We start from the raw sequence: 19,102 nt of genomic DNA on the forward strand, positions 1-19,102 counted from the left end.
AGACGAGCGCGGGAGGAATGACGAAGGACGAACGGTTCGTCATTCTCGCCTCCTCGCTCGGTACCGTCTTCGAGTGGTACGACTTCTATCTCTACGGCTCGCTGGCCGGCATCATCGGCGCGCAGTTCTTCTCGGCCTATCCGCCCGCCACCCGCGACATCTTCGCGCTGCTGGCGTTCGCTGCGGGCTTCCTGGTGCGTCCGTTCGGCGCGATCGTGTTCGGCCGCGTCGGCGACATCGTCGGCCGCAAATACACCTTCCTCGTCACCATCCTGATCATGGGCCTGTCGACCTTCATCGTCGGCCTGCTGCCCAGCGCGGCGACCATCGGCATCGCGGCTCCGATCATCCTGATCGCACTGCGCCTCGCCCAGGGCCTGGCGCTCGGCGGCGAATATGGCGGTGCGGCGACCTACGTCGCGGAGCATGCGCCGAACGGCAGGCGCGGCTTCTACACCTCCTTCATCCAGACCACGGCGACGCTCGGCCTGTTCCTGTCGCTGCTGGTGATCCTGTTCACCCGCACCGCGACCGGCGAAGCCGATTTCGCGGCCTGGGGCTGGCGCATCCCGTTCCTGGTCTCGGTGCTGCTGCTCGGCATCTCGGTCTGGATCCGTCTCCGCCTCAATGAGTCGCCGATCTTCCAGAAGATGAAGGAAGAGGGGAAGGGCTCGAAGGCGCCGCTGACGGAAGCCTTCGGCAACTGGCAGAACGGCAAGCTCGTGCTGCTCGCCCTGCTCGGCGGCGTGATGGGCCAGGGCGTGGTCTGGTACACCGGCCAGTTCTACGCGCTGTTCTTCCTGCAATCGATCCTGAAGGTCGACGGCTATACCGCCAACCTCCTGATCGCCTGGTCGCTGCTGCTCGGCACCGGCTTCTTCATCGTGTTCGGCATGCTGTCCGACAAGATCGGCCGCAAGCCGATCATCCTCGGCGGCTGCCTGATCGCGGCACTCACCTTCTTCCCGATCTTCAAGATGATCACCACCAACGCCAACCCGGCGCTGGAAAAGGCCATCGAGCAGACCAAGGTCGAGGTGGTGGCCGATCCCGCGGGCTGCGGCGATCTGTTCAACCCGGTCGGTACCCGCGTCTTCACCTCGCCTTGCGACACCGCACGCGCCTTCCTGTCGCAGTCGTCGGTCAAGTACTCGACGATCCCAGGTGCGGCCGGCTCCGGCGTGAAGGTGATGGTCAACGGCAAGGAAGTTCCCTACACGAACGCCAAGGATAGCAACCCGGCGATCCTCGCCGCCGTGCAGGCAGCTGGCTATCCGAAGGCCGGCGACGCCGGTATCGTGAAGATGTCGCATCCGTTCGACATCTTCCGCCCGCAGGTCGCCGCGGTGATCGGACTGCTGTTCGTCCTGGTGCTCTTCGTCACCATGGTCTACGGCCCGATCGCCGCGATGCTGGTCGAATTGTTCCCGACCCGCATCCGTTACACCTCGATGTCGCTGCCCTACCACATCGGTAACGGCTGGTTCGGCGGCCTGCTGCCGGCGACGGCCTTCGCCATCGTGGCTTCGACCGGCGATATCTACGCAGGCCTCTGGTATCCGGTCATCTTCGCGGCGATCACCGTCGTGATCGGCTTCCTGTTCCTGCCGGAGACCAAGGACGTCGACATCAAGGCGATCTGATCGGCAGCACCGATCTCAACCGATACGAACCGGCCGCGGTCTCCGCGGCCGGTTTTGTTTTGTGGGACTATTGATCGCTGCCGATGAATTGCAGCACGATCTCGCGGCGGTGCGGGCGAGCACGATGCTCGATGAGATAGACCGCCTGCCAGGTGCCAAGCGCGAGCCTGCCGTTCAGAACCGGGACCTGGAGCGAGGTCTGCGTCAGCATCGTCTTGACGTGCCCGGGCATGTCGTCGGGCCCCTCGGTGTCGTGAGTCCAGGGCGCATTTTCGGGCGCGAGCCGGGACAGCGCCGTGCTGAGATCGACGAGGACGGAAGGGTCGGCGTTCTCCTGGATCGTCAGCGAGGCCGAGGTGTGGCGGATGAACAGCGTCAGCGCGCCGTCACGCGCGTGGGCCTCATTGAGGAATTTCGCGGCCTCGCTGGTGAGATCGGTGAAGCCGCGCCCCGGCGTCTGCACCGTCAGCAGCGACGATGCGATGGTGGTGGCTTGCACTGACGATGGCGCCGAGCGCGTGACGGATTTGCCTGATGTCATCAATAGTCTCTCAACTCCGATAGTCGCCGTAGCCGTAGGGTGGGCAAAGCGAAGCGTGCCCACCAATTCACACAACGGATCAAACATGGTGGGCACGGCGCAAGAACGCCTTTGCCCACCCTACGGCATCTCGCTACGCACTAAATCTTCCCCGACACGTCCTTCTGCACGCGGTTGGCCATCTCGATCAGCCGGCGCCAGGCCTTTTCCAGGAACGACATCACGCGGTCGACATCCTGGTCGCTCGGCAGCGGAATCTCGATTTTGCGCTCACCCTCGGCGACCTTGGGTTCTCGTGCTTGCGGCTCCGCCTTCTTGAGCGGATCGGATTTCGGCAGCGGCTCGTCGATCTTGCCCGACACCGTCGGCCCCGCCGCGAGCTGGCCCTTCAGCTTCTCGACTTCGGCCTGAAGCCGGCCGATCTCGGCATCGAGCGCGGAGCGTTCGTCGGGCACGGCGTAGCAGGCCCAGCCGGCGCCGTTCTTGGAGCAGGTCGACAGGGTCCCGGTGCGGGTGTCGAGCCGCAGCACGCCCTCGGTGATGGGCGTCATGCTGTAACGGCCGTTTTCGCTGTCGGGCGCGGACTGCGCGGCAACGCCGCCGCAGCCGACCATCACCGCGGCGAACGTTCCTGCCGCAAGCCATGATGTTGTGGATGACGTCACAGGTCTCATCGCGCTCTCCGCCACGACGCGCAGGTGTGGCACTTTCGCAATTCTACACCCCGCCGCGGCGATCCGCCGCCCAAAACGCACCACCGATATCAACGACGGCAATGGTTCGTTTGATCCCGGCAGCGCGGCGAAATGGCGGTTGCATCTGCCGATCATGCGGACAGCTGCTGCGGTGCGGCGTCACGCTGTGTGCAGCGCTGCCGCGCGCGCCAATATCATCAAGCAAATCAGATACATAAGAGAAAGCGACGCAATCGTGACTTGGCTTGACTTGATTATAGGCCATCAGTATGGTCCGCGCGGCTTTTGAGGGTGGCGGGCGTAATTTCCATTCAGCCGCGGCGTTTCGGGTCTTCGTTGCATGACACAGGGCACGGGACACGGCGAGAATGGGGATCGCGATAAATCGTCCGAGGAAGCTGCGCTTTCCGAACGGCTCGGAAGTCTTGATCAGAGGTTGTCCGAATTTCGCGACCGCCGGATCAAGACCGAGCAACCCGCAGGTGACGGTGGAGACGGAGCGGCCAGAGCCTCGGCGATGGCGCTTGGTTTCCGGTTATCCTCGGAGTTGATCGCCGGCGTCATTGTCGGAGCGGGGATTGGCTGGGGGTTCGACCGCTTGCTGTCGACGTCGCCTTTCGGGTTTATCGTGTTCACGCTGCTGGGCTTCGTCGCCGGCGTGGTGAATGTGGTGAGGTCGGCGGGCGCGGGTCAAAACAGGCGCGGTGGTTCGTAAGCCGATCCGCACAGGAGAGGAATTGTCGCGCCGGCTTCGCCGGTGCGGGCCGGCCCGGCCGGCAGACCGAGACCCGCCGGCATAGCCCGGCAGACCAAGAGATGCCGCGCTGATGAAAATCGACCCGATCCACCAGTTCAACATCGAGCCTCTCTTCACCCTGGGCCATATCGGCAATCATACGATCGCCTTCACCAATTCGTCGCTCTACATGCTGGTGGCAGTCGCGATCATCTCGATCCTGATGCTCGCCAGCAGCACACAGCTGGTTCCCGGGCGGCTCCAGTCTGTCGCTGAGATCTCCTACGAATTCGTCGCCTCGACCATCCGTTCGACGGCCGGCGCGGAAGGCATGAAGTTCTTCCCGCTGATCTTCTCGCTGTTCATGTTCATCTGCGTCTCGAACCTGGTCGGCATCATCCCCTACACCTTCACGGTGTCGAGCCATCTGATCGTCACCGCGGCGCTCGCGCTTCTGGTGTTCTTTACCGTCCTGATCTACGGCATCTACAAGAACGGCCTGAAATTCTTCAAGATTTTCGTTCCCCACGGCGTCCCCATCTACATCCTGCCGCTGGTCATGTTCATCGAGATCCTGTCGTTCTTCCTGCGGCCGGTCTCCCACAGCGTCCGTCTCTTCGCCAACATGCTGGCCGGCCACATCGCGCTGAAGGTGTTCGCAGGCTTCGTCGCCATGCTCGGCTTTTCGCTCGGCGCCGTCGGCTGGATCGGCGGCGTGCTGCCGCTGGCGCTCACCGTCGCGCTGACTTCGCTCGAGCTCCTGGTCGCGTTCCTCCAGGCCTACGTGTTCGCGATCCTGACCTGCATCTACCTCAACGACGCCATTCATCCGGGACACTGAGCGGTCCGGGGAATTTCCACCCACAACGCAATCTTTCTTCCAAGGAGTCTAAAATGGATCCGGCAGCAGCAAAACTTATCGGCGCGGGCATCGCGTGCATCGGCATGGGCGGTGCGGGCGTCGGCGTGGGCGTGATCTTCGGCAACTACCTCGCCGCAGCTGTCCGCAACCCGTCGGCCGCTCAGGGCCAGTTCGGCAACCTGATCTTCGGCTTCGCCGTGACCGAAGCGCTCGGCATCTTCTCGCTGCTGATCGCGCTGCTGCTGCTGTTCGTTCCGCTCTGAGAACGACGTTTTTCGCGCCGTTCCAGCCCCTGGGACGGCGCGCGTGACAGCAACAGGAGAACTCCATGGCTGAGAGTCATGGCGGCGCAAAAGGTCCGGCGGCGGGCGCTCACACCGAGGCTGACGGTGGTCACCACGGTGGCGGTTTCCCGCCGTTCGAGAGCAGCAGCTTTGCTTCACAGCTGGTGTCGCTCGCGATCTTCTTCGTCCTGCTTTACGTGATCGTGTCCAAGCTCGCTCTGCCGCGCATCGGCGGTGCGATCGAGGCGCGCCAGAACAAAATCGAGGGCGACCTCGCCGAAGCGCAGAAGCTGAAGGACCAGTCCGACGCGGCGCTGAAGGCCTATGAAAGCGAGCTCGCTTCGGCGCGCACGCGGGCACAGGCGATCGGCAACGAATCCCGCGACAAGGCGAATGCGCAGGCGGACGCCGAGCGCAAGGCGCTGGAAGAACAGCTGGCGGCCAAGCTCGCCGGGGCGGAGAAGACCATCGCCTCGACCCGCGCCGCCGCCATGAGCAACGTCCGCGGCATCGCGGCCGATGCGGCAGGCCAGATCGTGCAGCAGCTCACCGGCGTCGTTCCCGACGCTGCGTCAGTCAATGCCGCGGTCGATGCGTCCTTGAAGGGTTAGTCGAGATGTTCTTCGAACCTGAATTTTGGGTCGCCGTCGCCTTCGTGATCCTGATGGTCGTGTTCGGCTATCTCGGGATCTTCAAGACGGCGATGACGGCACTCGATCATCGCGCCGCCCGCATCAAGGCCGAGCTCGACGACGCAACGCGCCTCAAGCAGGAGGCGGCCAAGGTGCTCGCCGACTACAAGGCGCGTAGTGCCACCGCCGAGCGCGAGGCCGCCGACATCATCGCCAACGCCAAGGCCGAAGCCGAGCGCATCGCAGCCGACGCCAAGGCGAAGATGGAAGACTTCGTCGCCCGCCGCACCAAGACCGCGGAGAGCAAGATCGCGCTCGCCGAGGCTCAGGCGCTGGCCGATGTGCGCGCCGCGGCCGCCGAAGCCGCCGTTCAGGCCGCCTCGACGATCCTGTCGCAGTCGGTCAAGGGCCAGGTCGCCGACGACCTGCTCGCCAAGGGCATCAGCGAAGTCAGGCAGAAGCTGAACTGAGCATTCTGCCTTCACCAATCAAAAAGCCGGCGCGTGAGCGCCGGCTTTTTGATTGGCCGATCTGTAGCCACAAGTCTGGTGTCATACCCGCGAAGGCGGGGCTGCTTTAGCCTCGCTGTCTCGGAATATTGGATTGTCCACCCCAGGGCGCAAGCGCGTAGAAGGCGGGTAGTGATCCGTTGAGCTTGTCGCGCGACTTTGCCTACTTCTTTCTCCGCCCCTTCGGCTCGGGCGAGAGCGCCTGCGGGTCGAAGCCGACATAGAAGATGTAGGTGTCGGCGACTGCGGCCGAGGGGACGGGATAGGCCAGATCCTCGGCGACGAAGGTGAAGGGCACGCTGCCGCCCTCGGTCATTCCGACCGTGGTCCGGTAGGCCTTCGAAACAATCACCTTCTCGCCGACGCCGCCCTGCACCACGGCAACACGCAAGGGAACCTCGACCGTAGCAGGCGCTCCGGCGGGACCGGCGATGACGCGACCCTGGATGCCAATCCGGGCAGCGATATCGCCGCCGTTCCGGACGCATTCACGGGCCATCTTGGTGATCGAGGCCTGGAAGCGGACATCATTGCCGACGGCCGGCTTGCCGTTGGCGCCAACCGCATAGGTGGACGCTCCAGCGCGCACGGTGACCTGCGGGCAATCGAGGTCGTCGTCAGTCGGCTGGCCGGGCGCAGGCGCCGGCTTGGGCTGGGCCGGCTCGTCGGACTGGCCGCCGAACAGGCTCTTGAAGCGGTCGCTGAAGGACTGGGCCGCCACCGGCGAGACGAACGCGAGCGCAACCGACAACGTCAACGCGACCACCGTCGCGCGCCGCAACGCATTCCGCGATGACCGAAGCTCCTTCACCATCGACACCTATACTCCATTCCAGCATTCCGGCCGATCGCAGGCCGGCCCGCGCCGTTATATCGCCAAAATCGGCGAACCCAAGGCAAGCAACGAGGCAAGCAATAGGGCAGTAAATGAGGCGGGGCGATCAAGACTTTGGCCGCAGGGGTGGCGGCTCAGCCGCGGAAATCCTCATGCAGCAGGCCGAATAGCAGGTGGTCCTGCCAGACCCCGTTGATGCAGAGATAGCGGCGCGCCAGCCCCTCGCGGGAGAAACCGCACTTTTCCAGCACCCGGATCGACGGCGCATTGGTGGGAATACAGGCGGCCTCGACGCGGTGCAGGTTCAGCTCGCCGAACAGCGTCGGCAGCAGCACCCGCAGCCCAGCCGTCATATAGCCGCGATGGGCGTGAGGCTGTCCAATCCAGTAGCCGATGGTGCCGGCCTGCACGATGCCGCGTCGGACATTGGCCAGCGTGATGCCGCCAACCATGGCGCCGTCGAGCTCGCGAAAGATCAGAAACGGATAGGAACGGTCCGCGGCGATATCCTCGGAGTAGCGGCGCAGGCGGCGGCGGAAGCCGGACCGGGTGAGGTCGTCCGACGGCCAGATCGGCTCCCAGGGGGTGAGGTAGTCGCGGCTGCTTTCGCGCAAGTGAGCCCATTGCAGGAAGTCCGACATCTGCGGGGCGCGCAGCAGCAGCCCGTTGCCGCGCGGCGCGAGGGCGGCGGGTCCACTGGATGGCAGGCGAAAGAGGGCCATGGTGATGCTTCCCGGCGCGGGTGCCCCTTGCGCGGCGGCTCCTAATGCAGCCGCGCCTTGGCGCGCGCCCGGGTCAATCCTTCCGCAAAAGACACCGCCGTGTCCAGACCCCTGCCGCTACCCAATGCAACCACCGCAGGGCGGCTACGCGAAAGCAGCGCACGCGCCGCATCCCGGGTCGATTCGACGCTGACAGCATCGATCCGGGCCACCAGCTCCTGCACCGTCTGCGGCCGGCCATAGGCGAGTACATGCCGGGCGAGCTGCTCGGCGCGGGACGAGCAGCTCTCCAGCGCCATCAACAGGCCCGCCTTCATCTGCGCCTTGGCCCGCGCGATCTCGGCCTCGGTCAGCGTCTCCACCGAATCATTCATGATGTCGACCACGACCTCCATCATCTCCGGCGCATCGGCCGGATCGGTGCCGGTGTAGAGCCCGAAGAAGCCGGTGTCGGTATAGGGGGCGTGGAAGCTGTAGATGGAGTAGCAGAGGCCGCGCTTTTCGCGCACCTCCTGGAACAGCCGCGACGACATTCCCCCGCCGAGAATGTTGGTGAAGACCTGGAGCGAGAACAGCGACAGGTCGTTCTGCGGCACGCCTTCCAGCGCCAGCGTCAGATGCGCCTGCTCGAGCTCACGGTGGACCACCTTGGCGCCGCCCTTGCCGAACTGCGCGGATTGCGGCTTGGGTCCCGGCGTCGCCTCGAAGCTCGCGAAGCGCTGCTCGACTTCGGCGACCACTTGGCTGTGGTCGACGGCGCCGGCGGCGGCCACCACCATGTCGGGCCCGCGATAATGCGTCGACAGATAGCCGCGAAGCATGTCGCGGTTGAAGCCGCGCAGCGTCTTGGCAGTGCCGAGCAGCGAACGCCCCATCGGCTGGTCGGGATAGCAGAGCTCGTTGAGATGCTCGAACACGACGTCGTCGGGTGTGTCCTGCGCAGCCCCAATCTCCTGCACGATGACGTTCTTCTCGCGCTCCAGCTCGTCCGGCTCGAAGGCAGGATTGGCAAGGATGTCGGCGAGCACGTCGAGCGCGAGCGGCACGTCGGCCTTCAGCACCCGTGCGTAGTAGGAGGTCGTCTCGGTCGAGGTGCCAGCATTGAGGTCGCCGCCGACCGCTTCGATCTCCTCCACGATCTCGCGCGAGGAGCGCTTGGTCGTCCCCTTGAACGCCATGTGTTCCAGCAGGTGCGAGATGCCGTGCTCGTTCGGCTTCTCGTCGCGTCCCCCGACGCCGGCCCAGACGCCGAGCGCCGCGGTCTCGAGATGGGGCATCTTGTCGGTGACGACGGTCAGGCCGGAGGCAAGCTTGGAAATCTCAACGCTCATCCGGCAACTCCCTGCTTTGCGGCGCGGCTGACCGACAGCACGAACCGCTCGACCTCCGCCTGATCGTTCTTCATCACCTTCATGTGTTCGGATTTGGTCATCAATCCGTCAAGCCAGGCAGGCAATTGCGGCCGCTGGCCGCAGGCCGCCTCGATTGCGTCGGGGAATTTGGCGGGATGGGCCGTGGAGAGCACGATGCTCGGCACCGTCGTGTCGGTGGTATCGCGGTCAGCGACCGCGAGCGCCACGGCGGTATGGGGATCTACCAGTTCGCCTGCCTCGCGCCAGGCGGCGCGGATCGCAGCCGCGGTTTCGATCTCGTCGGCGCGCCCTGCATCAAACTCCTCGCGGATCGCAGCCAGCGTCGCATCGGGCAACACGAAGCGTCCGGACTGCTTCAGCGAATCCATCAGGCGGCGCACGCCCGCCGCGTCGCGCCGGCCGGCCTCGAACAGCAGCCGCTCGAAATTCGAGGAGATCTGGATGTCCATCGACGGCGACGCCGTGGCGTGCACCTCGCGCACCTCGTAGATGCCGGTCTTGAGCGTGCGGGCAAGGATGTCGTTGACGTTGGCGGCGATACGCAAGGTGCGCACCGGCAGCCCCATGCGCTTGGCGACGTAACCGGCGAAGATGTCGCCGAAATTGCCGGTCGGCACGACGAAATCCACCGCACGCGCCGGCGCGCCGACGGCAACGGCCGACGTGAAGTAATAGACCACCTGGGCGACGATGCGTGCCCAGTTGATCGAGTTGACGCCGGAGAGCGAGGTCGCATCGCGAAAGCGATGATTGTTGAACATCCCCTTCACGAGCGCCTGGCAATCGTCGAAGGTGCCTTCGACGGCGAGCGCGTGCACATTGGCAGCCCCCGTCGTCGTCATCATCCGCTGCTGGACCTCGGAGATGCGCTTGTGCGGGAACAGCACGATGAGGTCGACATTCTCAAGCCCCGCGAAAGCTTCGACTGCGGCGCCGCCGGTATCGCCTGATGTCGCGACCACGATGGTGGTGCGCTGGCCGCGCTTGGCAAGCACATGGTCCATCAGCCGCGAGATCAGCTGCATCGCCACGTCCTTGAAGGCGAGCGTCGGGCCATGGAACAGCTCCAGCACGAACTGGTGCGGCGACATCTGGCGCAGCGGCACCACCGCGGGATGGCGGAAGGTGGCATAGGCCTCGTTGGCCATACGACCGAGTTCGGCGTCCGAAATCTCCCCGCCGGCGAAGGGACGAATCACGTCGACCGCGACCTCCCAATAGGGCCGGCCGAAGAAGCCGGCGATGGTCTCGGCCGAAAGCTGCGGCCAGGTGGCAGGCACGTACAGGCCGCCGTCGCGGGCGAGCCCGGTCAGCATCACGTCACAGAAGCCGAGTTCGGGGGCCTCGCCCCGGGTCGAGATATAACGAGTCAAACTGCCCTCCAAAGGCCGACCAAGCCTCAGCTCGCCCGTTAAGCCTTTGATTTTACGAAATTAGTTGTTACAAGCTAGAGGCTTTGGGCCACCATAAAGTGTTTTGCGCCATCGGGAAACCGGTTCCGGTCCCCACCTTGCCCAATGAAAAAGGGCTGCGGCATCGCCGCAGCCCTTCTCTTGGAAGGCCTGTCGTTGTGTGCAGACCGGTTTGCCTCGTCCGGGGTCCCCCGACCCGCCAAGACTTGTTCGCGCAAGCTTTTCGTCAGCTGTCGTCAGATCGTCAAGAGCCAAAACGGCAAGCAGCGACAGATGTTCCTGATTTTCCCGAAGTGCCGAACGCCTTCACCTGCGGCTACGGGCACTGACTTGCTTCATGCTGCCACTTTTTCCCGAAACTATGGCCCGCCCGAGGAACGAATGCCGTGGCGGCCGATTGGGTCGGCGGATGGTGTCAGCCATCGTCCATGCATTGCCCGGCCGATGGCGACGCCGATCCGTCGACCGAACCGCTGCATCCTGGAGCAGCCGGTTCGGTCGTTGGCGGAGGTCAGCTCATCCCGATTTCCACTGCGATCCGGATCAGGTCGGAGTGGTTCTTGGCCCCTAACTTCTGCTTGAGCAAGGACGTGGTGTTCGCCACGGTCTTGTAGGAGATGCCGAGCGCCTCGGCGACCTCGACGATCTTGTCGCCGCGCCCGAGCAGGCGGAGAATCTCGAGCTCCCGCGGCGTCATCTGCGAGGCCGGATTGGCCTTGATCGCCGCGCCGGAAAACGTCACGGCTTCCGCAAGCTGCGGCGAGATGAAATTGTCGCCCGCGACCACCTTGCGCACCGCTTTCAGCAGGATCCTGGGATCGTCGCCTTTGGAGACATAGCCCTGCGCCCCGAGCTCGACCGCCCGCACCACGAAGGCCGGATCATCGTTCATGCTGAACATGATGATCTTGGCGTCCGGATCATCCTTGCGGATGCGTCGCATCAGCTCGAAGCCGGAGACATCGGGCAGGCTGATGTCGATCACGGTGACGTCGGGCCGCTTGCTGACATAGGCGCGATGCCCGGATTTGGCATCGGTCGCCTCGTCGATACGGATCGAATGGTCGGACGCGAACAGGGTGCGGCAACCGGACAGCACCACGGGATGGTCGTCGACGATCAGGACCTTGGTCGCCGGCTTGGCGGTATCTTGCATCGCACGCTCTCTTGTTTTTCGACTCATAGACCGCCGGGAACAAATGGAAAGAGTGAATTCCACCAAAGCACGTTAGAATTGACCTAATGTGGCAACGACTCTCGTTCAGAACCCAACTCTTTCTCCCGCTGGGCGCGAGCTTCTTCGCCGCGCTCATCATGGGCGGCATACTGCTCCAGACTTTCGCAACCGGCCAGCTCGCCGACGAAAGCGAGCCGGGGCGCCGCTCGACCCGGGCAGTGGCTGCCGCGCTCAACAACACGCTGCGCACCTCTGACAATCCACGACGGACACTCGATGACTTTGTCCATTCTCTGGGGAACGCCTCAGATATCCAATTCCGGGCCGTAGAAGAGGGTCCTGCGCCCTCTCCGAAGGACGGCCTGCGCAACTTGCATGGCGTACCGCAATGGTTCATCGACCTGCTTATCATCCCCGACATGGATACGGCGTCCCCGGTGATGATCGACGGCAGGCGGGTCGGCGATATCTTGTTCCTGCCGGACCTGTCGGCCGACCTGTTCGAGAAGTGGATCGGCTTTCTCGCGCTGACGAGCCTGGTCGCTTTGCTGATGGTGCTCACGAGCACCATTGCCTATGTTTTCGCGGGGTCGGCCCTGCGCCCTCTGCAAAATCTCGGCGAAGGTCTCACGCGGATGCGGTGCGGCGACTACGCGACGCCGATCCCGGTAGCAGGACCGCCGGAGATCCGGCAGAGCTGCGAAGAGGCCAACGCCCTGGCGGCGACGCTGGCGCAATTGAGTCAGGACAATCGCGACCTGTTGCACCGCCTGGTATGGCTCCAGGACGACGAGCGGCGTGATCTCGCCCGCGAATTGCACGACGAACTCGGCCCGCTTCTGTTCAGCATCCGCGCCGGGACGATCGCCCTGATCGAGACTGCGCCTGCCATGGGAAATCTCGGCAATTCGGCGGAAAACGTCCTGCAATCGGTCGAGGCGCTCCAGCAGACCAACCGCCGTATCCTCGACCGGCTGCGGCCGCTCTATATCGAGGAATTGGGGTTGGAGACCAGCGTGCAGACGCTGCTCCGGAATTTTCGCAAGCAGGCACCGCATGTCGACCTGACTGCCACGATCGATCCCGGTCTCAACGGGATCGAAGGACCGCTGGCCCAGACCGTCTATCGCGTGATCCAGGAGGCGCTGACCAACGTGCTGCGTCATGCCGAGGCCAGCAATGCTCATGTACAGGCCATGGTCCTCGAAGACACCCTCGTCATCGAGATATCCGACGACGGCGGCGGCTTTCCCGAGGGCAACGTCTTCGGCCGGGGCCTGACCGGCATGCATGAGCGCGTGCGCGCGCTCAGCGGATCGCTGTCACTGCTGCGCGCGGACGAACGAACCCATGTACGCTGCCGCTTGCCGGTCGAGACGATGCGAGACCAGCCGGCTTTCCGCTAAAGCACGATGAGATTCGGATGAACCGTCATCGCGCTTTAGGTTATTGTTTGAGCATGATCTTTTCGGAAAACCGCTTCGCACTTTTCCGGATCATGCTTTAGCACACGCAGCCGTCATGCGCGTTCTGACGCGCCGGCTCGCACAGCGTGCTGCGAATCTTGCCTTCGGCGCTGAAGCGAAACGAAGCACGAATGCGCAGCGCACCAGCGATGGAGTATTCGAGATCGACACCGTGGGGCGCGGGATGGATCTCCTCCATCCCGAAGCCCGCCGAGGAGAAGGCGCTGAGCTGCGGCTGCCAATAGGCTTCGAGCTCGCTGCGGCCGTGATAGCGACGCTTGCCGTTACAGGTGCATTCGATCTCGGCGTTGTCGGCGTACAGGTCGAGCAGCATCGCAAGGTCGCCCTTCCGGCAGGCGTCCACCCAGTCGACGACGATTCCCATCTGATCAATATCGCTCACGCCAACATCCTGTTTGCCGCGGATATCTCTGGCGCGGCTTAGGCCCACACTCGTGAATATGTGCTGAATAATAAACCCCGGACGATCCCGGGCTCCTCCCCGGAACCTACGGAAAATTCAGGCCGTGCGTCGCCCCCTCACCCACACGGCGAAGGCGATCAACACGGCACCTGCGAGCGCGAACCAGGTGATGGCGTATTGCAGGTGATCGTCCTTGAGATGCACGTCGAGCGGACCGGGACGCGGAATGCCGTTCTCGGGCACCGGCTGCTCGAGATCGAGATAGAACGGCGCAACCGCGCCCCAGCCGAGCGCGCTTGCGATTCCCGGATGATCGCGCACGAACCAAAGCCGTTTGTCGCGGTTCTCCGCCGGCGTCAGCCAGCCTGGGGCCTCGGGAAAGCGCAGATAGCCGGTGAGCACGACAGGCTGTCCTGTGACGAGCTTCCTCACCGCACGATCCTCGACGCTGCGATCCTGCATCGTGTTCTCGACGAAGCCCGCATCGATCACGACCATCTCACCGCTCGGAAGCCGCGCCGGCAGGAATGCCCAGGTGCCGGGGCCGGAGGCGTCCTTGCGCACGGCCGAGCCGGAGGAATAGACCATCGCATCGGGCAAGGCTGCATAGATTGCGGTGAAGCTGACGCGGCGGAACTCGTCGCGGGCAGGATTGAGCGCGGCCCATTGCGCAGGCGCCGGCAGCGCGACCGGCGACGTCGCAAGCCGTTCGGTGAGGGCCGCGATCAGCTCGTGCTTGGCCGTCCGGCGCTGCAATTGCCAGACGCCGAGTGCGAGGCAAACAGCCATCAGGAGCAGCGTGAACAGCGCGAAGCCGGCCACGCGAGGCTTGCGCACAATCCCGTTCATTTCGCGCGGTCGATGAGCCGGCCCGGCGCCGCCTTGTGGTGGAACTGCAGCGCGATCAGCAGCGACTTCATCGCGCGCAGCGGCAACAACGTGGTGGCGAGGATCAGCGGCAGCCAGAGCACCGCATGCAGCCAGAACGGCGGCTGATACTTGACCTCGACGACCAGCGCGCAGCCGACGACGATCGCACCGGCCAGCATGATGATGAAGATCGCCGGGCCGTCGCCGGTATCGATGAAAGCATAGTCGAGACCGCAGCGGTCGCAGCGCGGCGCGAGCGTCAGGAAGCCCGCATAGAGCTTGCCCTCGCCGCAGCGCGGACATTTGCAGGCAAGCCCGCGCAGTGCGCTTTGCAGGACCGTCGTTTCGGACTCGGATGGGCCGGCGGTGTCGTTCATGATGGCAAACTCTAGCACAGTTTCCGCCGAAGCTTCCGGCGGCCGGAAAGCGAAAGGGCGGCCCTGCGGCCGCCCTTTCTGATCATCTGCCTCGCGGGCTCAGTGTGCGCCGTGGGCCATGGTCTCGGCGCCGTGTCCCCAGACATAAATGCAGAGGAACAGGAACAGCCAGACCACGTCGACGAAGTGCCAGTACCAGGCGGCGAACTCGAAGCCGAGATGCTGCGTCGGCGTGAAGTGACCGGCATAGGCGCGGAACAGGCAGACCAGCAGGAAGATGGTGCCGACCAGCACGTGGAAGCCATGGAAGCCGGTCGCCATGAAGAAGGTCGCGCCATAGACGTTGCCGCCGAACGAGAACGCTGCGTGGCTGTACTCATAGGCCTGCACGCAGGTGAAGAGCGCACCCAGCACGACGGTGAGGATCAGGCCGTATTTCAGGCCCTGGCGATCGTTCTCGAGCAGCGCATGATGCGCCCAGGTCACCGTGGTGCCGGAGGTGAGCAGAATCAGCGTGTTCAGAAGCGGCAGGTGCCAGGGATCGAAGGTTTCGATGCCCTTCGGCGGCCAGGTGCCGGGAACGGCGCAGGCGCCGGCCTGGGTGCCGAGGCCACAGCCGAACACCGCGTCGCGGGTGGCGTGGACGGCGTCGGCCGGGAACAGCGCCGCGTTGAAATAGGCCCAGAACCAGGCCACGAAGAACATCACCTCTGAGGCGATGAACAGGATCATGCCGTAGCGGTGATGCAGCTGCACGACGCGGGTGTGGTCGCCCTTGTACTGGGCTTCCTTGATCACGTCGCCCCACCAGCTCGCCATGGTGTAGAGCACGCCCACGGTGCCGACGCCAAACACGATCGGCGCAGCCGAGAACATGTGGTGCATCCAGGTGATCGCACCGACCGCCATGATGAAGGCGGAGACGGATCCGACCGCCGGCCAGGGAGAGGGATCGACCAGATGGTAGTCGTGATGCTTGGTGTGCGCCGTTGCCATTGCGGTCTCTCTCCTCAATCCCGTGCCTATCAGGCACTTATCCCCTTGCGTCCAATCCCCTGAGCACGAGCCCGGCGATCAGAGATTCCCTTTGCGTTTGTCGTCCTCGCCCGATGCCAGCGGCTTCACCACGGGATCCTTCACCGGATAGAACGTGTAGGACAGCGTGATCGTGTTCAGCCCGTCATTCTCATGGTCGTCGGCGATCGACGGATCGACGTAGAACACGACCGGCATCTCCCGCTTCTCGCCGGGCGCCATGGTCTGCTCGGTGAAGCAGAAGCAGTTGATCTTCTGGAAGTACGACCCGACCGTCAGCGGCGCGACGTTATAGGCGGCCTGGCCCGCGGTCGTGCGCGCGGCCTGGTTGGTCACGGTGTAGTAGATGGTCGTGACCTGACCGATATTGACCTCGATCTCATTCTGCTCGGGCTCGAATTTCCAGGGCAGGCCCGGCGCGACGTTGGAATCGAAACGCACCGAAATCTTCCGCGCGATCGGGCCGGTGGCCGGCGCGGAGGTCGCGACCTGGGTCGTGCCATTGAAGCCGGTGGCGCGGCAGAACCAGTTGTAGAACGGCACCGCCGCGTAGGAGGCGCCGACCATCAGCGCCACCACGCCGCCGCAGATCGAGGCGACCAGCGCGTCGCGGCCGAGACCACCGATCCGGCCCTTGCTGGCCGTCCGGCTCTGATCCCGCGATATGGTCGGCTCGTGATCCATCTTCCCTACATCGGCCGCACTAGAACTGCCGGTCCCTTGACCATGGTGACGGCGAAAAACAGCACCACGAGCACGCCGAGCGCCAAAGCAATGGCAATGGAGCGCTGACGACGGCTCCTCTTCTGCGCCTCGGTGAGGACGATTCCATCTGGCTCGGGTTTGTCGGCCATCCCTGCCTCATGCGCCCCATGCCATCGGAGCAAGCGCCCGGAACACGACCTCGGCCAGCAAGGTCGCAAACAGCGCGAACAGATAAAGGATGGAGAAGGCAAACAGCTTGCGGGTCGCGCGCAGCGACTGGCTTCGCTCGCGGCGCACATAGACGTTGACGGCGAGCACCAGCATGCCGGCGCCGAGGATCAGCGAGACGATGCCGTAGACCGCGTCGAAATAGCCGAGCGCCCAAGGGGCGGCGGCGACCGCGATCAGCACGATGGTGTAGAGCAGGATCTGAAGCCGGGTCGCGTCGGGACCGGCGACGTTGGGCAGCATTGGAATGCCGGCGCGCGCATAGTCGTCGGAGCGGAACAGCGCCAGCGCCCAGAAGTGCGGCGGCGTCCAGAAGAAGATGATGGCGAACAGCAGCAGTGGCTCGACGTCGACCGTTCCCGTCACCGCGGCCCAGGCCACCACGGGCGGCAGCGCGCCGGCGGCGCCGCCGATCACGATGTTCTGCGCGGTCCAGCGCTTCAGCCACATCGTGTAGATCACGACGTAGAAGAAGATGGTGAAGGCGAGCAGCGCGCCCGCGATCCAGTTGACGAGAATGCCGAGCGTCATCACCGAGAAGAAGGCCAGCGTCATGCCGAACGTCATGGCTTCAGGGCGGGTGATGCGGCCGCGTGGGATCGGGCGATTCGCCGTGCGCGACATCTTCGCGTCGATGTCGCCTTCGAGCGCCATGTTGAGCGCGCCGGAGGCGCCGGCGCCGACGGCGATGCAGAGCAGCGAGGTGATCGCCAGCACCCAGTGGAAATTTCCGGGCGCCATCGCCATCCCGACCAGCGCGGTGAAGATCACCAGCGACATCACCCGCGGCTTGAGCAGCGCGATGTAATCGCCGACCTCCGCTTCGGAGATGCGGGGATTGATGTCGATGGCGTTGTGGTCGAGGACTGACACTTAATTCAACTCGCTTCGTGATAGAGCCGCGGCGCCCGTCACGGGCGCCGCGGACGATGGCTTACTGCACGCGGGGCAGCACTTCGAACTGGTGGAAGGGCGGCGGCGAGGGCAGCGTCCACTCCAGCGTGGTTGCGCCCGCACCCCACGGATTGTCGCCCGCCGGCACCTTCTTCATGAAAGCGTCGATCACGCAGTAGAGGAAGATCAAGACGCCGAAGCCGGAGATGTAGGAGCCGACCGAGGAGATCAGGTTCCAGCCCGCGAACGCGTCGGGATAGTCGACGTAGCGGCGCGGCATGCCCGACAGGCCGAGGAAGTGCTGCGGGAAGAACACCAGGTTGACGCCGATGAAGGTGACCCAGAAGTGAGCCTTGGCCAGCGTCTCATTGTACATGTAGCCCGACATCTTCGGGAACCAGTAATACCAGCCGGCGAAGATTGCGAACACGGCGCCGAGCGACAGCACGTAGTGGAAGTGCGCAACGACGTAGTAGGTCTCCTGGAGCACGCGGTCGACGCCGGCGTTTGCCAGCACGACGCCGGTGACGCCACCGACCGTGAACAGGAAGATGAAGCCAACGGCCCAGATCATCGGCGCCCTGAATTCGATCGAGCCGCCCCACATCGTGGCGATCCAGGAGAAGATCTTCACGCCGGTCGGAACTGCGATGACCATCGTGGCAGCGACGAAATAGGCCTGCGTCGCCGAGGACATGCCGACCGTATACATGTGGTGCGCCCACACCACGAAGCCGATGCCGCCGATCGCGACCATGGCGTAGGCCATGCCGAGATAGCCGAACACGGGCTTGCGCGAGAAGGTCGAGACGATCTGGCTGACCATGCCGAAGCCGGGCAGAATCAGGATGTACACCTCGGGGTGACCGAAGAACCAGAACAGGTGCTGGAACAGCACGGGGTCGCCGCCGCCGTCAGGCGCGAAGAACGTCGTGTGGAAATTGCGGTCGGTCAGCAGCATGGTGATCGCACCGGCGAGCACCGGCAGCGACAACAGCAGCAGGAACACAGTCACCAGGATCGACCACACGAACAGCGGCATCTTGTGCAGCGTCATGCCCGGTGCGCGCATGTTGAAGATCGTGGTGATGAAGTTGATGGCGCCGAGGATCGACGAGGCGCCCGCCAGATGCAGCGACAGGATCGCGAAGTCGACGGCTGGGCCCGGATGACCGGAGCTCGACAGCGGCACATACATGGTCCAGCCGGCGCCGACGCCGTTGGCACCCGGCTCGCCTTCGACGAAGGTCGACATCAGGAGCAGCGCGAAGGAGGCCGGCAGCAGCCAGAACGAGATGTTGTTCATGCGCGGGAACGCCATGTCAGGCGCGCCGATCATCAGCGGCACGAACCAGTTGCCGAACCCGCCGATCATCGCGGGCATGACCATGAAGAAGATCATGATCAGGCCGTGAGAGGTCACGAACACGTTATAGGTGTGCGTCTCGTGAAAGATCTGCACGCCCGGATACATCAGCTCGGCCCGGATCGCGATCGACATCGCGGCGCCGATGACGCCTGCGATGACCGCGAAGATCAGGTACATCGTGCCGATGTCCTTGTGGTTGGTCGAATAGACGTAGCGCCGCCATCCGGTCGGATGGGCATGCTCGTCATGTCCGTGGTCTTGCGCGTGATCGCCGTGTGCCGCTGCGCTCGTTGCCATTTTCAAATCCTGCCTT

Annotated in this window: 23 protein-coding genes; 7 read left to right on the plus strand and 16 right to left on the minus strand. The window is 64.3% G+C overall.

The features are described 5' to 3' along the window. Positions 1–17 precede the first annotated feature (17 nt). A complete protein-coding gene (locus tag NLM27_RS30020) occupies positions 18–1,643 on the plus strand; it encodes an MFS transporter (protein WP_254146713.1) in 1,626 nt (541 codons plus the stop codon). A gap of 67 nt (positions 1,644–1,710) precedes the next feature. Here NLM27_RS30020 and NLM27_RS30025 read toward each other — a convergent pair whose 3' ends face one another. The 3 genes from NLM27_RS30025 to NLM27_RS30035 all read right to left on the minus strand — a co-directional run bounded on the left by NLM27_RS30025 (position 1,711) and on the right by NLM27_RS30035 (position 3,144). Next, positions 1,711–2,184, minus strand: coding sequence for a secondary thiamine-phosphate synthase enzyme YjbQ (locus NLM27_RS30025; RefSeq protein WP_254146714.1), 474 nt, complete (start codon positions 2,182–2,184; stop codon positions 1,711–1,713). Positions 2,185–2,324: 140 nt separating this feature from the next. Continuing rightward, on the minus strand, positions 2,325–2,858 hold the full coding sequence (locus tag NLM27_RS30030) for a hypothetical protein (protein ID WP_254146715.1): 534 nt from the start codon (positions 2,856–2,858) through the stop codon (positions 2,325–2,327). Between the two features lie 43 nt (positions 2,859–2,901). Then, entirely contained in the window at positions 2,902–3,144 is a 243-nt protein-coding gene (locus tag NLM27_RS30035; protein ID WP_254146716.1) for a hypothetical protein, read from the minus strand. Between the two features lie 75 nt (positions 3,145–3,219). Here NLM27_RS30035 and NLM27_RS30040 point away from each other — a divergent pair, with 75 nt between their 5' ends. The 5 genes from NLM27_RS30040 (at position 3,220) to NLM27_RS30060 (ending at position 5,863) form a co-directional block, all read left to right on the plus strand. Beyond that, positions 3,220–3,594 (plus strand): AtpZ/AtpI family protein, encoded by a 375-nt coding sequence (locus tag NLM27_RS30040; protein WP_254146717.1) that lies wholly within the window; start codon positions 3,220–3,222, stop codon positions 3,592–3,594. Positions 3,595–3,706: 112 nt separating this feature from the next. After that, on the plus strand, positions 3,707–4,456 hold the full coding sequence (locus tag NLM27_RS30045) for a F0F1 ATP synthase subunit A (protein WP_254146718.1): 750 nt from the start codon (positions 3,707–3,709) through the stop codon (positions 4,454–4,456). Between the two features lie 53 nt (positions 4,457–4,509). Continuing rightward, positions 4,510–4,740, plus strand: coding sequence for a F0F1 ATP synthase subunit C (locus NLM27_RS30050; RefSeq protein WP_007599451.1), 231 nt, complete (start codon positions 4,510–4,512; stop codon positions 4,738–4,740). A 65-nt stretch (positions 4,741–4,805) separates the two neighbouring features. Next, positions 4,806–5,372, plus strand: a complete 567-nt coding sequence (locus NLM27_RS30055) for a F0F1 ATP synthase subunit B (RefSeq protein WP_254146719.1) — start codon at positions 4,806–4,808, stop codon at positions 5,370–5,372. 5 nt (positions 5,373–5,377) lie between these two features. Next, positions 5,378–5,863 (plus strand): ATP F0F1 synthase subunit B, encoded by a 486-nt coding sequence (locus tag NLM27_RS30060; protein ID WP_254146720.1) that lies wholly within the window; start codon positions 5,378–5,380, stop codon positions 5,861–5,863. Between the two features lie 202 nt (positions 5,864–6,065). Here NLM27_RS30060 and NLM27_RS30065 read toward each other — a convergent pair whose 3' ends face one another. The 5 genes from NLM27_RS30065 to NLM27_RS30085 all read right to left on the minus strand — a co-directional run bounded on the left by NLM27_RS30065 (position 6,066) and on the right by NLM27_RS30085 (position 11,400). Beyond that, positions 6,066–6,716: a hypothetical protein gene (locus NLM27_RS30065; protein ID WP_254148965.1), complete on the minus strand. Its 651-nt coding sequence runs from the start codon at positions 6,714–6,716 to the stop codon at positions 6,066–6,068. A gap of 155 nt (positions 6,717–6,871) precedes the next feature. Then, positions 6,872–7,459: a GNAT family N-acetyltransferase gene (locus tag NLM27_RS30070; RefSeq protein ID WP_254146721.1), complete on the minus strand. Its 588-nt coding sequence runs from the start codon at positions 7,457–7,459 to the stop codon at positions 6,872–6,874. Between the two features lie 41 nt (positions 7,460–7,500). After that, positions 7,501–8,790, minus strand: coding sequence for a pitrilysin family protein (locus NLM27_RS30075; protein ID WP_254146722.1), 1,290 nt, complete (start codon positions 8,788–8,790; stop codon positions 7,501–7,503). After that, a complete protein-coding gene (gene thrC, locus NLM27_RS30080; RefSeq protein ID WP_254146723.1) occupies positions 8,787–10,205 on the minus strand; it encodes a threonine synthase in 1,419 nt (472 codons plus the stop codon). Before thrC ends, NLM27_RS30075 begins: the two co-directional genes overlap by 4 nt. Positions 10,206–10,755: 550 nt before the next feature. Next, positions 10,756–11,400 (minus strand): response regulator transcription factor, encoded by a 645-nt coding sequence (locus tag NLM27_RS30085; protein WP_027561968.1) that lies wholly within the window; start codon positions 11,398–11,400, stop codon positions 10,756–10,758. Positions 11,401–11,486: 86 nt separating this feature from the next. Between NLM27_RS30085 and NLM27_RS30090 the strand changes: the two genes are divergently transcribed. Continuing rightward, positions 11,487–12,827, plus strand: coding sequence for a histidine kinase (locus NLM27_RS30090; RefSeq protein WP_254146724.1), 1,341 nt, complete (start codon positions 11,487–11,489; stop codon positions 12,825–12,827). 97 nt (positions 12,828–12,924) lie between these two features. On the opposite strand, the gene NLM27_RS30095 is transcribed toward NLM27_RS30090, so the two are convergent. From NLM27_RS30095 to ctaD, 8 genes are all read right to left on the minus strand, one after another. Next, on the minus strand, positions 12,925–13,290 hold the full coding sequence (locus tag NLM27_RS30095; protein WP_254146725.1) for a nuclear transport factor 2 family protein: 366 nt from the start codon (positions 13,288–13,290) through the stop codon (positions 12,925–12,927). A gap of 117 nt (positions 13,291–13,407) precedes the next feature. Then, positions 13,408–14,160, minus strand: a complete 753-nt coding sequence (locus NLM27_RS30100) for an SURF1 family protein (protein WP_254146726.1) — start codon at positions 14,158–14,160, stop codon at positions 13,408–13,410. Beyond that, positions 14,157–14,558, minus strand: a complete 402-nt coding sequence (locus tag NLM27_RS30105; protein ID WP_254146727.1) for a DUF983 domain-containing protein — start codon at positions 14,556–14,558, stop codon at positions 14,157–14,159. Before NLM27_RS30105 ends, NLM27_RS30100 begins: the two co-directional genes overlap by 4 nt. Before the next feature lie 99 nt (positions 14,559–14,657). Then, the gene (locus NLM27_RS30110; RefSeq protein ID WP_254146728.1) at positions 14,658–15,554 is read right to left on the minus strand and encodes a cytochrome c oxidase subunit 3; all 897 of its coding nucleotides are present in this window, start codon (positions 15,552–15,554) and stop codon (positions 14,658–14,660) included. Between the two features lie 78 nt (positions 15,555–15,632). After that, positions 15,633–16,277, minus strand: coding sequence for a cytochrome c oxidase assembly protein (locus NLM27_RS30115; protein ID WP_254146729.1), 645 nt, complete (start codon positions 16,275–16,277; stop codon positions 15,633–15,635). Positions 16,278–16,282: 5 nt separating this feature from the next. Continuing rightward, positions 16,283–16,447, minus strand: coding sequence for a CoxF protein (locus NLM27_RS30120; protein WP_254146730.1), 165 nt, complete (start codon positions 16,445–16,447; stop codon positions 16,283–16,285). Positions 16,448–16,454: 7 nt separating this feature from the next. Then, positions 16,455–17,399, minus strand: a complete 945-nt coding sequence (locus tag NLM27_RS30125) for a heme o synthase (RefSeq protein ID WP_254146731.1) — start codon at positions 17,397–17,399, stop codon at positions 16,455–16,457. Positions 17,400–17,460: 61 nt separating this feature from the next. Continuing rightward, positions 17,461–19,086, minus strand: a complete 1,626-nt coding sequence (gene ctaD / locus NLM27_RS30130) for a cytochrome c oxidase subunit I (protein WP_254146732.1) — start codon at positions 19,084–19,086, stop codon at positions 17,461–17,463. Positions 19,087–19,102: the final 16 nt, after the last annotated feature.

It is taken from the genome of Bradyrhizobium sp. CCGB12 (assembly GCF_024199845.1).
In the GTDB taxonomy this organism is placed as follows: Bacteria; Pseudomonadota; Alphaproteobacteria; order Rhizobiales; family Xanthobacteraceae; genus Bradyrhizobium.

Excerpts from the sequence above, each read along its gene's own strand:
- NLM27_RS30020 (WP_254146713.1), top strand. The coding sequence starts at position 18 with ATGACGAAGGACGAACGGTTCGTCATTCTCGCCTCCTCGCTCGGTACC.
- NLM27_RS30025 (WP_254146714.1), bottom strand. The coding sequence starts at position 2,184 with ATGACATCAGGCAAATCCGTCACGCGCTCGGCGCCATCGTCAGTGCAA.
- NLM27_RS30030 (WP_254146715.1), bottom strand. The coding sequence starts at position 2,858 with ATGAGACCTGTGACGTCATCCACAACATCATGGCTTGCGGCAGGAACG.
- NLM27_RS30035 (WP_254146716.1), bottom strand. The coding sequence starts at position 3,144 with ATGGCCTATAATCAAGTCAAGCCAAGTCACGATTGCGTCGCTTTCTCT.
- NLM27_RS30040 (WP_254146717.1), top strand. The coding sequence starts at position 3,220 with ATGACACAGGGCACGGGACACGGCGAGAATGGGGATCGCGATAAATCG.
- NLM27_RS30045 (WP_254146718.1), top strand. The coding sequence starts at position 3,707 with ATGAAAATCGACCCGATCCACCAGTTCAACATCGAGCCTCTCTTCACC.
- NLM27_RS30050 (WP_007599451.1), top strand. The coding sequence starts at position 4,510 with ATGGATCCGGCAGCAGCAAAACTTATCGGCGCGGGCATCGCGTGCATC.
- NLM27_RS30055 (WP_254146719.1), top strand. The coding sequence starts at position 4,806 with ATGGCTGAGAGTCATGGCGGCGCAAAAGGTCCGGCGGCGGGCGCTCAC.
- NLM27_RS30060 (WP_254146720.1), top strand. The coding sequence starts at position 5,378 with ATGTTCTTCGAACCTGAATTTTGGGTCGCCGTCGCCTTCGTGATCCTG.
- NLM27_RS30065 (WP_254148965.1), bottom strand. The coding sequence starts at position 6,716 with ATGGTGAAGGAGCTTCGGTCATCGCGGAATGCGTTGCGGCGCGCGACG.
- NLM27_RS30070 (WP_254146721.1), bottom strand. The coding sequence starts at position 7,459 with ATGGCCCTCTTTCGCCTGCCATCCAGTGGACCCGCCGCCCTCGCGCCG.
- NLM27_RS30075 (WP_254146722.1), bottom strand. The coding sequence starts at position 8,790 with ATGAGCGTTGAGATTTCCAAGCTTGCCTCCGGCCTGACCGTCGTCACC.
- NLM27_RS30085 (WP_027561968.1), bottom strand. The coding sequence starts at position 11,400 with ATGCAAGATACCGCCAAGCCGGCGACCAAGGTCCTGATCGTCGACGAC.
- NLM27_RS30090 (WP_254146724.1), top strand. The coding sequence starts at position 11,487 with ATGTGGCAACGACTCTCGTTCAGAACCCAACTCTTTCTCCCGCTGGGC.
- NLM27_RS30100 (WP_254146726.1), bottom strand. The coding sequence starts at position 14,160 with ATGAACGGGATTGTGCGCAAGCCTCGCGTGGCCGGCTTCGCGCTGTTC.
- NLM27_RS30105 (WP_254146727.1), bottom strand. The coding sequence starts at position 14,558 with ATGAACGACACCGCCGGCCCATCCGAGTCCGAAACGACGGTCCTGCAA.
- NLM27_RS30110 (WP_254146728.1), bottom strand. The coding sequence starts at position 15,554 with ATGGCAACGGCGCACACCAAGCATCACGACTACCATCTGGTCGATCCC.
- NLM27_RS30115 (WP_254146729.1), bottom strand. The coding sequence starts at position 16,277 with ATGGATCACGAGCCGACCATATCGCGGGATCAGAGCCGGACGGCCAGC.
- NLM27_RS30120 (WP_254146730.1), bottom strand. The coding sequence starts at position 16,447 with ATGGCCGACAAACCCGAGCCAGATGGAATCGTCCTCACCGAGGCGCAG.
- ctaD (WP_254146732.1), bottom strand. The coding sequence starts at position 19,086 with ATGGCAACGAGCGCAGCGGCACACGGCGATCACGCGCAAGACCACGGA.